General features: G+C 68.6%; 12 protein-coding genes. 3 read left to right on the top strand and 9 right to left on the bottom strand.

Features of this window, described 5'->3' with window-relative positions; genetic code table 11:
- Nucleotides 1-3: 3 nt before the first annotated feature.
- Together ACYVOK_RS29560 and ACYVOK_RS29555 are read left to right on the top strand one after the other, a co-directional pair.
- A complete protein-coding gene (locus tag ACYVOK_RS29560) occupies nt 4-1,416 on the top strand; it encodes a neutral zinc metallopeptidase (RefSeq protein ID WP_460665849.1) in 1,413 nt (470 codons plus the stop codon).
- Complete coding sequence (locus tag ACYVOK_RS29555; protein WP_460665848.1) at nt 1,416-2,312, top strand: neutral zinc metallopeptidase; 897 nt, start codon at nt 1,416-1,418, stop codon at nt 2,310-2,312. The genes ACYVOK_RS29560 and ACYVOK_RS29555 overlap by 1 nt, the downstream gene beginning before the upstream one ends.
- Here ACYVOK_RS29555 and ACYVOK_RS29550 read toward each other — a convergent pair.
- Nucleotides 2,305-2,772, bottom strand: coding sequence for a GNAT family N-acetyltransferase (locus ACYVOK_RS29550; protein ID WP_460665847.1), 468 nt, complete (start codon nt 2,770-2,772; stop codon nt 2,305-2,307). The two genes, ACYVOK_RS29555 and ACYVOK_RS29550, sit on opposite strands and share 8 nt — an antisense overlap.
- Nucleotides 2,773-3,013: 241 nt before the next feature.
- On the opposite strand from ACYVOK_RS29550, the gene ACYVOK_RS29545 reads away from it, so the two are divergent.
- A complete protein-coding gene (locus tag ACYVOK_RS29545) occupies nt 3,014-3,922 on the top strand; it encodes a mechanosensitive ion channel family protein (RefSeq protein WP_460665846.1) in 909 nt (302 codons plus the stop codon).
- A gap of 94 nt (nt 3,923-4,016) precedes the next feature.
- On the opposite strand, the gene ACYVOK_RS29540 is transcribed toward ACYVOK_RS29545, so the two are convergent.
- The 8 genes from ACYVOK_RS29540 to ACYVOK_RS29505 all read right to left on the bottom strand — a co-directional run bounded on the left by ACYVOK_RS29540 (nt 4,017) and on the right by ACYVOK_RS29505 (nt 12,574).
- On the bottom strand, nt 4,017-4,805 hold the full coding sequence (locus tag ACYVOK_RS29540) for an IclR family transcriptional regulator (protein ID WP_460665845.1): 789 nt from the start codon (nt 4,803-4,805) through the stop codon (nt 4,017-4,019).
- Between the two features lie 122 nt (nt 4,806-4,927).
- Nucleotides 4,928-5,833, bottom strand: a complete 906-nt coding sequence (locus tag ACYVOK_RS29535; protein WP_460665844.1) for a beta/alpha barrel domain-containing protein — start codon at nt 5,831-5,833, stop codon at nt 4,928-4,930.
- Nucleotides 5,830-7,080: a CaiB/BaiF CoA transferase family protein gene (locus ACYVOK_RS29530; RefSeq protein WP_460665843.1), complete on the bottom strand. Its 1,251-nt coding sequence runs from the start codon at nt 7,078-7,080 to the stop codon at nt 5,830-5,832. Before ACYVOK_RS29530 ends, ACYVOK_RS29535 begins: the two co-directional genes overlap by 4 nt.
- 28 nt (nt 7,081-7,108) lie before the next feature.
- Nucleotides 7,109-8,578, bottom strand: coding sequence for a GntP family permease (locus ACYVOK_RS29525; protein WP_460665842.1), 1,470 nt, complete (start codon nt 8,576-8,578; stop codon nt 7,109-7,111).
- A 243-nt stretch (nt 8,579-8,821) separates the two neighbouring features.
- Nucleotides 8,822-9,349, bottom strand: a complete 528-nt coding sequence (locus ACYVOK_RS29520) for a hypothetical protein (protein WP_460665841.1) — start codon at nt 9,347-9,349, stop codon at nt 8,822-8,824.
- 92 nt (nt 9,350-9,441) lie between these two features.
- Nucleotides 9,442-10,449 (bottom strand): N-acetylglucosamine kinase, encoded by a 1,008-nt coding sequence (locus ACYVOK_RS29515; protein ID WP_460665840.1) that lies wholly within the window; start codon nt 10,447-10,449, stop codon nt 9,442-9,444.
- Nucleotides 10,437-11,693 (bottom strand): 6-phospho-beta-glucosidase, encoded by a 1,257-nt coding sequence (locus ACYVOK_RS29510; protein WP_460665839.1) that lies wholly within the window; start codon nt 11,691-11,693, stop codon nt 10,437-10,439. The genes ACYVOK_RS29515 and ACYVOK_RS29510 overlap by 13 nt, the downstream gene beginning before the upstream one ends.
- Nucleotides 11,690-12,574 carry a carbohydrate ABC transporter permease gene (locus tag ACYVOK_RS29505; RefSeq protein WP_460665838.1) on the bottom strand — a complete coding sequence of 295 codons (885 nt, stop codon included), beginning with the start codon at nt 12,572-12,574 and terminating at the stop codon, nt 11,690-11,692. The genes ACYVOK_RS29510 and ACYVOK_RS29505 overlap by 4 nt, the downstream gene beginning before the upstream one ends.
- Nucleotides 12,575-12,580 lie beyond the last annotated feature (6 nt).

The raw sequence follows: 12,580 nt of genomic DNA, 5'->3' as shown, positions 1-12,580 counted from the left end.
GCGATGCCTGAGGAGCACCCGGACACAGATCCATCGTCCACGGCCGGCGCATCGACGCCGGCCGACCCAGGCATGCCGGCCGGTGGCGCACCTGACGGAGGTCCGGCTCCCGGCCTCGCGGCGCCCGGATCGGGTACGGCGCGGAGCGGGGGCGGCCTGCCCAAGCCAGGGCACTTTCTGCCGGGCGGTGCCGGCGACATTCTGACCGAGGGCGACCGGGTCCGAGCCGCTCAGCGCCGGCAGTCGCTCGGCCTCGGCAAGGCCCGCGCCCTCGGACCCCTCGACCCGTCCCTGCGGAAGACAGCTCGGCCACTCCCGCCCGCCCCCGGAACCGAGACCAGTTTCGGCGCACCGCCGCCCACCCCGTTGGGCGCCCCGGTCACGCCGCTGGTCGGCACCCGCCGTACCGGCCGCGCTCGTCCGGTGGGCTGGCACGAACCGTCATCGCGGAACGGAGCCCAGTTCTCGGCCGAACCGCCGCCGATCACGCCACCTCGGCAGTACTCGAAGGCCGTGATCGCCGGACTGTCCGTGCTCGCCCTGGTCCTCGTCACCGGCGGCACCGTCGGCGGGTTCAAACTCGTCAACTCCTACGACACCGTCGACAGCCCGATGGCCCGCCCCTCGGTCAAGAAGTCCGAGGCGCCCCTCCCCGTCCCCGCCGACCCCACCGTCACCGTCACCGTCCAGCCGGTCCCGGACCTGGTCCGCCTCCGGAAGAACGAGCTGTACACCGTCGGGAAGGTTCCCGCGGTGAACTGCAAGGAACCGGCCATCAAGCCGAACTCCCAGTCGGCGATCCTGAGGTACTACAACGCGATGCTGCCCTGCCTGAACAAGGCCTGGGAGCCGGTGATCAGGAAGGCGGGCTACGACTTCCGGCCGCCGAAGGTCGTGTTGCAGAGCAACCAGGCACCGGCCTCGACCTGCTCAGGTGAGGCCGAGACCGCGTACTACTGCAGCGCCGACGAAAGCATCAACATCAACTGGAAGAACGATCTCGCCGGCTACAAGGAGGACAAGCTCGCAGCCCGGTTGTGGATGATGGACACCCTGGCGCACGAGTACGGCCACCACGTGCAGGAGATGACGGAGATCATCACCGCGTCGTTCTCCCGCCAGGGGTGGGCGAAGACCAAGGCGGAGAAGCTGGAATGGGCCCGCCGCCGGGAGTTGCAGGCGTCCTGCCTGGCCGCGGTCTTCCTCGGCGCGAACCAGAAGTCGCTGGGTCTCAGCGGCGCGAAGCTCGACCTGTGGGAATGGCAGGTTCAGCACAGCGGTGACGAGTACAACCCGAAGAAGGTTCGCGACCACGGCTCACGCAAGAGCCAGTGGCTGTGGGCCGGGCCCGCCTTCAAGTCCGCCAGCCCTGCTTCCTGCAACACCTTCGCCGCTCCAGCGAGCAAGGTGAGCTGATGGGAGGTGCGGCGAAGGGCGCTGCGTTTGTGCTTGTCGCCGTACTGACTGCTGTTGCTGCTGGGGCCGCCACGCAACCGGAGGTGCCGGCGGTCGCGGAGGCGGTGGTCGTGCCCAATCCGACGCCGTCACCGTCCGCCACGCCCAAGCGGGCGCCAGCGGTTTCGATGGACCCGACTCTCGTCCCGGTCAAGAACGGGCTGTACACGGCCGGCCGGGTGCCGACGGTGAGCTGCAAGGTGCCCAGCGAACTGGCGCGGACGCGGGCCGGGCTGCTCGCCTACGCGCGGGTGATGGTCGAGTGCATGCAGAGAGCGTGGTCGCCGCTGGTGCTGCGGGCGGGTCGGTACCTGCCGGCTCCGCGGATCGACGCGTACGTCGAGGGCAAGTCGTCGGGCACGCAGTTGTGCGGCAATCCGCCCCGGCACACCGACGCGTTCTATCGCAGCATGGGCCACGTCATCTGCTTCGAGTGGCGGGAGTTCGCCGACCCGGACGACGACAAGGTCTGGAACCACATCGATTTCCAGGAGATGCTCGCGCACGAGTACGGGCACCATCTGCAGGAGACGGTCGACATCCTGCGGACGTACGTGTTCCGCCATCCCGGCGGCTCCGAGGCGGCGCAACTGGAAGGTGAGCGTCGCCTGGAACTGCAGGCGAGTTGTCTCGGTGCAGCGTTCCTCGGCGCGCACAAACGGTCGCTCCGGCTGACCGGCCGACGCCTGGACGTCTGGCAGGACATGGTCAAGCACACCGGCGACGAGTACAACCCGGAGAAGATCCGCGACCACGGCTCCCGCAAGAACCACGGCTACTGGAGCCTCCGCGCCTTCACGTCCATGAACCCCGCCTCCTGCAACACCTTCGCGGCGCCGGCCATGAGGGTCAGTTGAGCTGGAGTTTGAAGCCTTCGTGGGAGTTGGTGAAGCCGAGGCGCTCGTAGAAGCGGTGGGCGTCGGTGCGGGTCTTGTCCGAGGTGAGCTGGACCAGGGTGCAACCGCGGGCCCGCGACTCCTGGACGGCCCACTCCATCAACGTCGTACCGAGACCTTCACCGCGCGCCGAGGCGGCGACCCGGACGGCCTCGACCAGGCCGCGGGACGAGCCGCGGCGGGACAGGCCGGGGATGATCGTGAGCTGCAGCGTGCCGATCAGCTCACCGTTGCGTTCGGCAACCACAAGGACCTGGTTCGGGTCGGCGTCGATGGCTTCGAAGGCCTTCAGGTACGGCGTCAGGTCGTCGGCCGACTCGCGGGTTGCGCCGAGTTGGTCGTCGGCGATCATCGCGACGATCCCGGCGACGTCGCCGGCGGCGGCCCGGCGGATGACTGCGGTTGAGGTTTCCTCGCTCATGTCCACAGCATCTCAACCAACTTGACCGGTTCACCCATCGGGGGTAACGAGTCAAGGCGGTCGACGGTCATTGCCTTATGCAAACACTTTTCCTTGCCATCGTCGTTTACATGCCTGAGACAACCGTTTGCGCTGTACGCGTCGGGGCACGGTGATACCAGACACACTGCATCCGCCCGTGCCGGGGTCGTGTGCGGTCGTGCGCGGCAGCGGATGCGGGCCAGTCCGGAAGGAAGTTTCGATGACGGTGCACATGCTGCCCCCATCCGGCCACCCCGGTCGGGTACTGGCGATCGACTTCACCCAGCCCTTCGAAGATGCCTTCGGCAAACTTCTCGGGTTCGTCCCGAACCTGCTCGGCGGCCTCGTCATCCTGGTGGTCGGGTACATCGTCGCCAAGGTGCTCGGGAAACTCGTCGGCAAACTGCTCGGCAGGGTCGGGTTCGACCAATGGATGGAGCGAGCCGGCGTGTCCGGGGTGCTGCAGCGGTCCGGCACGGGGCTGACCGCTTCGGCGATGCTCGGCAAGGTCGTGTTCTGGTTCGTGTTCCTGATCAGCTTCACGATGTTCGCCTCCGCACTCGGCGTACCGGAGATCTCGGCGTTCATGAGCGACATGCTCGGCTACATCCCGCGGATCTTCGCGGCGATCGTGATCGTCTGCCTGGCCGCGCTGTTCGCGAACTTCCTGTCGGCGATCATCCGCGGCGCCACCGGCAACGAGACGCTGGCCAAGGTGGGCAAGTACGCGATCCTGGTGTACGCCGCCTTCGCCGCGCTGACCCAGCTCGGTATCGCGGTCCAGCTGACCGGCAACACCCTGCTGATCGTGCTCGCCGGCGCGGCGCTGGCGATGGGTCTCGCCTTCGGCCTCGGTGGTCGTGAGATGGCGGCCCGGGCGCTCAGCAACCTGTTCGACCGCAGCACGATGCAGAACAACACCACGGCGCAGTCCGACGGCACCACGCCGTCGAACGGCACCTACGACCGGGGCAGCTACCAGCAGTCCGGCTCCGGCCAAGGCAGCGGATACCAGCAGGGCAGCTACCCGTCGCAGGAGCAGCACCCGGCGACCCACGGCGCCCAGCAGTCCGGCGGCTGGTCCAACGGCACCACCGCCGACGGCAACTGGCAAGGCGGCCAGCGATAGGCACCATTGACACCTGAAGCTCTGGAACGGGCGGGCGCGGTCCAAGAAGACCGTGCCCGCCCTGTTCTTGCGGCCTACGTCGTACCGGCTGACATCAGAGCGTGGTAGGGAACCGACCGCCGAGGAGACGCGTGGCGTGTTCGGCGGCTTCGACCAGGAGGTCGAGCCATTCGAGGCAGCGGTCGAGCGGCATCCGGATGGTCGGGCCGCTGATCGTCACACAGCCGGCGAGTTCGCCGTTGGCCTTGAAGACCGGGGCGGACAGGCCCGAGGCGCCCTGTTCGCGTTCACCGATGGTGATCGCGTAGCCGTCGGCGCGGGTCTGCTTGATCACGGCAGCCAGTTCGTCGGCGCTGGTGATCGTGCTGTCCGTGATCGGTCCGAGCGGTTGCGACAGGACCGATTGCGCCAGCGAGTCGTCCCAGGCCAGCAGCACTCGACCGGCCGAACCGGCGTGCAGCGGCATGATCTTGCCGACGTGCATCTCCCGGCGGAGCGCGTGGTGGGTTTCCGCGAGCGCGACACAGACCCGGTGACCCTGCTCGGCCCGGAAGAACGCGGCGGTCTCGCCGGTGGCGTCGCGCAGTTGCCTGAGCAGCGGCAGGATCAGGTCGAGTACGTCGACGCCCTTGACGGCCGGCGCGGCCCAGTACGCCATCTTGACGCCGATCCGGAACTGGTCGCCCTGCCGGTCGAGGAACCCGAGCGCGACCATGTTCGTGACGAGCCGCTGGACCGTGGAGGTCGGGAACCCGGTGGCGTCGCGGATCTCACCCAGCGTCAGCGACGGCCGCTCGAGCGAGAACGCGTCGAGGATCTCACCGATCTTGCCCAGCACCAGGAGGGGCTGACCGCTACCACCCGCCGCGTCCGCTGCTGCCATGGGTTCAGCGTATGCGACCTGCCGCCTGGAGTCGGCGCGGATCATCATTCACCTCCGATGGCCGGACGGGGTCCCCCGGCCCGGGAGAGGAGGCCGGGCCGGGGGACGGAGACGGAAGGAGATCATGAGGCCCAGGGGAAGCGTGTCGTGCTCGCTCGGGCGCCTCGAGCGGATCGAGAGCGGTTGGGTTCGCCGAGGTCGTCGAGCAGCCCCGACCCGATCCGGACGAGTTCGCCGAATCTGACCGGTGTCAGCCAGTCCGGGCGGAGCGCGAAGACGAGGTCCTCGGTGGAGGTGTTGCCGGCCGCGCCCGGCGCGAACGGGCAACCGCCCAACCCGCCGAGCGAGCCGTCGACCGTCGTCGCGCCGGCGTTGATGGCGGCGAGGCTGTTCGCGACCCCGAGGCCCCAGGTGTCGTGGCCGTGGTACACGACCGGTCGGTCGTCGATCTGCGCCGTACGGCTGACGAGGTCGTGGACCTGCTGCGGAATCGCCTGTCCCAGTGTGTCGCACAGTACGACGTCACTGGTCCCGTCGGTTCGCGGATCGAGAACGATATCCAGCACCCGTTCCACCGGCACCTCACCCTCGAACGGGCAGGTGAAGGCGGTGGCGATGCACAGCTGGACCTCGCCCGAAACGTCCGCTGCGGCCTCCACCGCGGCAGGCAAGGCGGCAAGACTGTCCGCTGTGGACCGGCCGAGGTTTGCCTGGTTGTGCTTGTCCGACGCCGACAGGCAGTACTGGAAGTTGCGCGCACCGGCCTCCGCGGCCCGCGCGACATGCCGCGGCGTCGCGACCCAGATCCAGCACCTCTCCAGCTCCGCGGGCGTCAACGCACGGATCACGTCGAGAGTGTCCGCGACGGCGGGGACGAGATCCGGCCGCGCCATCGACCCGATCTCGAGCGCCGGAACGCCCAGCGCCAGCAGGGATCGGATCAGCTCTACTTTACGGGCCGTAGGCAACGGTTTCCCGGTGAGCTGAAGTCCGTCCCGCAGGGTGACGTCGCGCAGGGTGACCGTCATGACGCCTCCTCCAGATCGTGCGTCCCGCGCCGGATCTCGGCCGCGCTCAACCCGAGCAGCCTGCCGAGCACCTGCTGGGTGTGTTCGCCCAGTTCCGGCCCGAGGCTCCGGATCGGCAGCGACTGCCCACCGATCACCGGTACGACGCCGGGAAAGCCGACGTTCTCCAGCACCTCGATGCCGTTGGAGACGTCGAAGCGCTGGATCATCGCGCGGGCGGCGTACTGCTCGTCCCGGCTGATCTCCCGCGCGGTGTAGATCGGTCCGCACGGGACTCCGGCTCTCTCCAGTTCCTCGATCGCCGCGGCGGCGGTGCGGCCGGCGGTCCAGGCGCCGATCGCCTCGTCCAGTTCGTCGCGTCGCGCCCACCGGCCGGCGTTCGAGCGCAGTTCGGGGTCGTCCGCGAGATCCGCCCGGCCGATCAGCGTCATCAGCCGCTGGAAGATCCGGTCGCCGTTGCCGGCCACGATGATGCTGTCGCCGTCCTGGCACAGGTACGCGTTCGACGGGGCGATGCCCTCCATCCGCCCGCCGATCCGCTCACGCAGGACGTCGTACGCCTCGTAGTCCGGGATCAGCGACTCCATCATCGACAGCATCGACTCGTTCAGCGCCACGTCGATCACCCGCTCGGACAATGGTGCCGGCGGCATTCCCGCAGTACGGCGTACGTCGCGCCGGTACAACGCCATCACCGAGCCGAAACCCGCGTACAGGCCGGCGATCGAGTCACCGATCGAGATGCCGACCCGGGCCGGCGGACGGTCCGGATGACCGACCAGTTCGCGGAAGCCGCCGTGCGCCTCGGCGACCGCGGCGAAGCCCGGCCGGTCTGACATCGGGCCGGTCTGCCCGAACGCGGAGATCCGGGTCAGCACCACCTCCGGGTTCGCCTCGCTCAGCACCTCGGGGCCGATACCCCAGGCCTCGAGCGTGCCGGGCCGGAAGTTCTCCAGTACGACGTCGCACTGCCGGACCAGGTCGATCACCGTACGGCGGCCGAACTCGCTGCGCAGGTCCAGCTCGATCGACAGCTTGTTCCGGTTGATCGTCCGGAACAGCAGCGAGGTGGTCCCGGCGTACAACCGCCAGTTGCGCAGTTCGTCGCCGGTGCCGGGCCGTTCCACCTTGATCACCTCCGCGCCGAAGTCCGCCAGCAGGCGGCCCGCGGTCGGCGCGGCGATGTAGTTGCCCAGTTCGAGGACCCGGACACCGGCCAGTGGCGCCGGCGGCTCACTCGTGGTCATAGCAGTGCACTCCAGAGGGTTGGCGGTTTCAGAACAGCAGGCTGAGCGGCATCAGCAGGACGATCGCGACCACCGAGGCGACCGAGACGCCCACCGTGCAGCTCTTCAGCGTCCCGCGGGTGGTCTGGCCCATCAGTGCCTGCAGCAGCCAGAAGGTGTTGCTGGTGACGTGCACCGCGAACAGCGAGCCGGAGCCCGCCGCCAACGCGATCAGGACCGGGTCGAGCCCGAGTGCCGGGGCGATCGGCGCCAGGATTCCGGCGGCGGTGATCGCGGAGATGGTGACCGAGCCGACCGCGACGTGCAGGGCGGCGGCCATCGCCCAGACCAGCAGCAGCGGGGCGACCGTGTTGGCGCTGAAGTACCCGCGCAGGATGTCGCCGAGTCCGCCGGCCGCGACCACGGCGGCGAGCGAGCCGCCGACCGCGGTGAGGATGAGAATCTGGCCACTCTCCTTGAACCCGCGGGCGATCGCCTTCTCCACTCGCGGCTGACCCATCACGGACCGGCCGATCAGGCAGGTGCCGACCAGACCGACCAGCAGCGCGACCACCGGGTCGGAGATCAGCGAGACGACCTTGTTCTCCCAGTCGGCGGCCTCGGCGATCGCACCGAATCCGATCAGCAGCAACGCCGCGAGCAGCGGGACGAACAGCACGAGCAACGGCGGCTGCCCGGTCTCGCTCCGGTCCGCGTCGGCGGCGTCACCAGCGCCGTCGGCCGATCCGGCGCCCGCGGTACGCCGGGATGCCTCTGCGCCCGCGTCAGTCCGACCGGTGCTCGCGCCGGACCCGCCGACCGTGACCGCTTGCTTCTCGTCCTGCTCGTCCGCGACCGGCTCGCCGGTCAGGACCTGCTCGTCGACGTCGGGCTTCCAGAAGCCGCGGCGGAACAGGAAGGTCATGATCGCGATCGCGATCACGACGGTCGGGATGATCAGCACCAGACCCCAGATCAGCATTTTGCCGAGCGGGACGTGTAGCAACGCGGACAAGGCCAGCGCGCCGACACCGGGGACCATCAAGACGATGCCGCACTCCAGGCCGATCGCCAGCGCGGTCGCCATCCGGGCGTTGCCGAGCGGGCCGATCCGCCGCGCCGCCGAACGGGCGAGCGGGGCCGAGATCACCAGCAGGACGTCGAGGTAGATCGACTGCAGCAGCGTGGCGATGGTCAGCGCCATCGAGTACGGCAGCCGTTTCGGGCCGAACAGCTCGAGCAGGTGCCGGACCAGGCGCTCGATCGCGCCGAGCTCCTGCAGGATCGAGCCCATCAGCACACCGAAGGCGATCAGCAGGCCGACCTCGGCCATGATGTCGCCGAAGCCCGTGGTGATGGTCTCGACCGTCTTGTCCAGGCCGAGCTTGCTGACCAGGCCGAGGTACAGAGAGCCGACCACGAGTGAGATCACCGGGTTCACCCGGAACCGGACGATGAGCACCACGATCGCGAGGATCGCCACCGCGGTGTTGATCAGTACTCCGACGTCTGAAGTCATGAGCGGAAGTCCTTCGAACGGGCAGCTGGGGGCAGGGTCTCGAGCTTGGGCACCCACAATGTGAACATAGACCCACGAAGTAGGCAAGATGTCGAGACTGCTACACCGTAGAAGTTTTCCGAAGCAATGACTACGGCCGCCGCTCCCAAAGGGTGCGACGGCCGTGACCATGCGTGATCAAGATCTCAGTTGTACTTCCGGGGCGAGCCGGGGCGTGACGGGCGTTGCGGCACCCGGATCGGTTCAGTTGGTGGCGTCCGGGCCGGCTCGGCGGACGTCTTCCACCTTGGTCATGGCCTCGCGGAGGTCGGCGAGCCAGGACTCGCTGTGCTGGGCGACAAGTTTGACGCACCAGCTGAGGGCGTCGCTGCGGGAGCGGGCGACGCCGGCGTCGACGAGGGTGTCGAGGACCTGGCGTTCGGGCTGGCGCAGGCGCGTCATCACCGGGGCCGACAGCGAGGTGAAGATCGTCCGGGTGTCGCCGCACTGGACGCCCCAGGCGACCTTGCGGCGGGTGGCGTGCTCGAGTTCGCGGGCGATCTCGATCCGGCGCTCCCGGGTGTCCTCGCGGAACTGCTTGATCCGGCCCTCCTCGGCCGCGGACCGTTCGGCGGCGCTCACGTCGCCCTTCTGCTCCGGCGCCGCGATCCGGCCGACGATCAGGATCTCGTCCCGGTCGATGGTCAGTTCCGGCTCCCCCTCGAACCACCCGCTCGGCAGCCGCCCGGTCAACCAGCCGCGCACCCGCTCACTCTCATGCTGTGTACTCATGTAATCATGATTACACAGACTGCCTTTGTGCACGAGGTTTCCACCTGAGCCGCCGGAAAATGGCGGAACCCTGCACAAAGTTGCCGGCGAGCTCAGGCCGCGTGGGGTGCGGAGAAGGCGGCTCGGAGTGCCGCCTGAGCGGCCGGGGCGGCGGCTGTTCGGTCCAGACCGAGCAGGGCGGCGCCGACGACGGGCGGTACGTCGATCACGCGCGGGACCGCCTTCGGAGCGGCCCCGGACAGCAGGCGTACGACGGTCTCCACCAGCAACGGGTGTCCGGCCGTCAGCACCCCACCGCCGAGGACGACCGGCACCGGCTCGTCGAGGAGGTCGAGTCGTCGCAGCGCGACGGTCGCCATCGCCACGATCTCCTCGGCCTGGTGGCGCACGATCGCACTGGCCACCGCGTCACCCGCGGCCGCGACCTGGAACAGCACCGGTGTCGCCTCGAGCTTCCGCACCGCGGGAAGGTCGCCGAGATGGAACCCTTCGAACAGCGTCGTCAGCGACGCAACGCCGTAGTGCGACGTCAGCGCGGTGACCAACGCGGTCGCCGGTCCGCGACCGTCGTCGGCGCGTGCGGCCGCCCAGATCGCCTCCTCGGCGAGATGTTGCCCACCGCCCCAGTCCCCGGACAGTTTCCCGAGCGCCGGGAACCGGGCCGTCCGGCCATCGGGCAGCAGCCCGGCGCAGTTGATGCCGGCCCCGCACACCACCGCGACACCGCGCGGCTCGTCGACGCCCGCGCGAAGCAGCGCGAACGTGTCGTTGGTGACGTACACCGACTGCCCCCAGCCGTAGGACTCGAAGGCAGCCGTCAGCCACTCCTCTTCCACCGGCAGATCCGCATTCGCCAGGCATGCGGACACCTGCTGCACCAGCGGTACGTCGCCCACGTCGAGCCCGGCCGAGGCGGCAGCCGCGATCACCAGCGGCTCCAGCCCGGCCACGGCCGCGGCGGCCCCGATGTTCTGCGGCTCGAATCCGCCGCCCCTCGCCGTACCGAGGACTGAACCGTCGGCGGCGACCAGGGCGACGTCCGTCTTGCTGTTGCCGGCGTCGAAGGCGAGCACGCCGCCCGGAATCATCACTGCATCCACGGCAGGTACGCCGCATTGTGAGCCAGCAACTTGTCCGTCAGCGCACGAGCCCGCGACAGCTGCCCGACCAGCGGATGCGCGAGCAACGCGTTGAACACCCGCTCGACGCCACCGTGCAAAGCCGCGTCCAGAGCCAGCTCTTCGTACGCCGTCACATGGCTGATCAGACCGCCGTACAAAGGCTCGACCGGGCTCACCGAGACGGGTCGTGCGCCGTGAGCGCCGACAACAGCGGGAACCTCGATCACCGCGTCGTCCGGCAGGAACGGCAGCGTCCCGTTGTTCAGCGTGTTCACCACCTGCACGTCGCCGGTGTCGTTCAGCAGCGACGACGCCAGCGCGACCGCGGCCTCGGAGTAGTACGCCCCACCGCGCTGCTCGAGCAGGGCGGGCTTCTCGTCCAGCAACGGGTCCGCGTACAGGTCCAGCAACTGCCTTTCCAGCGCAGCCACCTCAGCCGCGCGCGACGGCTTGGACAGCAACTCCTGCACCACCTCGTCGTGTGCGTAGAAGTAGCGCAGGTAGTACGACGGCACGACGCCCAGTTGCAGTAACAACTCGGCCGGCAGCTTCAAGTCCTCCGCCAGCGCAGCCGCATGGTCAGCGAGCAGCTTCGGCAGCACGTCCTCGCCGTCAACGCGTACGGCGCGCTCCCACGTCAGGTGGTTGAGTCCGACGTGGTCCAGCGAGACCTGCTCCGGCGAAACCCCGAGCAACCGCGCGAACCGCCGCTGGAAGCCGATCGCCACGTTGCACAGCCCGACCGCCTTGTGCCCCTGGGACAACAACGCGCGGGTGACGATCCCGACCGGGTTGGTGAAGTCGATGATCCACGCGTCCGGGTTCGTACGCCGTACCCGCTCGGCAATGTCCAGTACGACCGGAACAGTCCGCAACGCCTTCGCCAGTCCACCGGCCCCGGTCGTCTCCTGGCCGACGCAACCGCACTCCAGCGGCCAGGTCTCGTCCTCGTTGCGGGCCGCCTGGCCACCGACTCGGAGTTGCAGCAGTACGGCGTCCGCGCCGTCGATGCCCGCGTCGACGTCGGAGGTGGTGACCACCCGGCCGGGATGCCCCTGCCGGGCGAAGATCCGGCGGGCCAGGCCGCCGACCAGTTCGAGCCGGTTGGGAGCCGGGTCGACCAGGACCAGTTCGGTCACCGGCAGGGTGTCGCGCAGTCGGGCGAAACCGTCGACGAGTTCGGGAGTGTAGGTGGATCCGCCGCCTACGACTGTGAGTTTCAACCTTTGACCCCTGTGAGTGTGACGCCTTCGATGAAGGCTTTCTGAGCGAAGAAGAAGAGGATGATCACCGGTGCCAGCACCAGCAGGGTCGCGGCCATGGTGAGGTTCCAGTTGGTGTGATGCGCGCCCTTGAACGATTCCAGGCCGTAGCTGAGCGTCCAGGCGGCCGGGTTCTCGCTGGCGTAGATCTGCGGGCCGAAGTAGTCGTTCCAGCAGTAGAAGAACTGGAACAGCGCGACCGCGGCGATCGCCGGTTTGGCCATCGGCAGGATGATCCGGATCAGTGCGGTGAAGTCTCCGCAGCCGTCCACCTTCGCCGCGTCCACGTAGTCCTTCGGGATGGTGAGCAGGAACTGCCGCAGCAGGAAGACCGAGAACGCGTCGGTGAACGCCATCGGGATGATCAGCGGCCACAGCGTCCCGGACAGGTGCAACTCCTTCGCCCAGAACAGGTACATCGGCACGATCACCACCTGCGGCGGAAGCATCATCGTGGCGATCACCAGCATCAGCACGAGGTTCCGGCCGCGGAACGTGAACCGGGCCAGCGCGTAGGCGACCGGGATGCTCGACAACAGCGTCAGCGCCGTACCGAGACCGGCGTACATCAGGGTGTTCTTCCACCAGGTCAGGAAGCCCGGTGTCTGCCACACCGTCCGCAGGTTCTCCCAGTGCCAGTTGTCGGGCCACAGGTCGCGGGTGAGTGCTTGCTGGTCGCTCATCACCGCGGTCAGGAAGACGAACACGAACGGCAGGACGAAGAACAACGCTGCCGCGATCGCCAATGAGTGCACCGCGATCCATTCCAGGACCTTGGTACGGCGTGCTGCCCGGCCGGCCGCGGTGAGCCGGACCGGGGCCGCCGTGATCGTCAGAGTCATAACCGG

This window comes from Kribbella swartbergensis (assembly GCF_054784135.1).
Note: the sequence above shows the minus strand (reverse complement) of the source record. Positions and strands in the feature narration are given on the sequence as shown.

Excerpts from the sequence above, each read along its gene's own strand:
- ACYVOK_RS29560 (WP_460665849.1), top strand. The coding sequence starts at position 4 with ATGCCTGAGGAGCACCCGGACACAGATCCATCGTCCACGGCCGGCGCA.
- ACYVOK_RS29555 (WP_460665848.1), top strand. The coding sequence starts at position 1,416 with ATGGGAGGTGCGGCGAAGGGCGCTGCGTTTGTGCTTGTCGCCGTACTG.
- ACYVOK_RS29550 (WP_460665847.1), bottom strand. The coding sequence starts at position 2,772 with ATGAGCGAGGAAACCTCAACCGCAGTCATCCGCCGGGCCGCCGCCGGC.
- ACYVOK_RS29545 (WP_460665846.1), top strand. The coding sequence starts at position 3,014 with ATGACGGTGCACATGCTGCCCCCATCCGGCCACCCCGGTCGGGTACTG.
- ACYVOK_RS29540 (WP_460665845.1), bottom strand. The coding sequence starts at position 4,805 with ATGGCAGCAGCGGACGCGGCGGGTGGTAGCGGTCAGCCCCTCCTGGTG.
- ACYVOK_RS29535 (WP_460665844.1), bottom strand. The coding sequence starts at position 5,833 with ATGACGGTCACCCTGCGCGACGTCACCCTGCGGGACGGACTTCAGCTC.
- ACYVOK_RS29530 (WP_460665843.1), bottom strand. The coding sequence starts at position 7,080 with ATGACCACGAGTGAGCCGCCGGCGCCACTGGCCGGTGTCCGGGTCCTC.
- ACYVOK_RS29525 (WP_460665842.1), bottom strand. The coding sequence starts at position 8,578 with ATGACTTCAGACGTCGGAGTACTGATCAACACCGCGGTGGCGATCCTC.
- ACYVOK_RS29520 (WP_460665841.1), bottom strand. The coding sequence starts at position 9,349 with ATGAGTACACAGCATGAGAGTGAGCGGGTGCGCGGCTGGTTGACCGGG.
- ACYVOK_RS29505 (WP_460665838.1), bottom strand. The coding sequence starts at position 12,574 with ATGACTCTGACGATCACGGCGGCCCCGGTCCGGCTCACCGCGGCCGGC.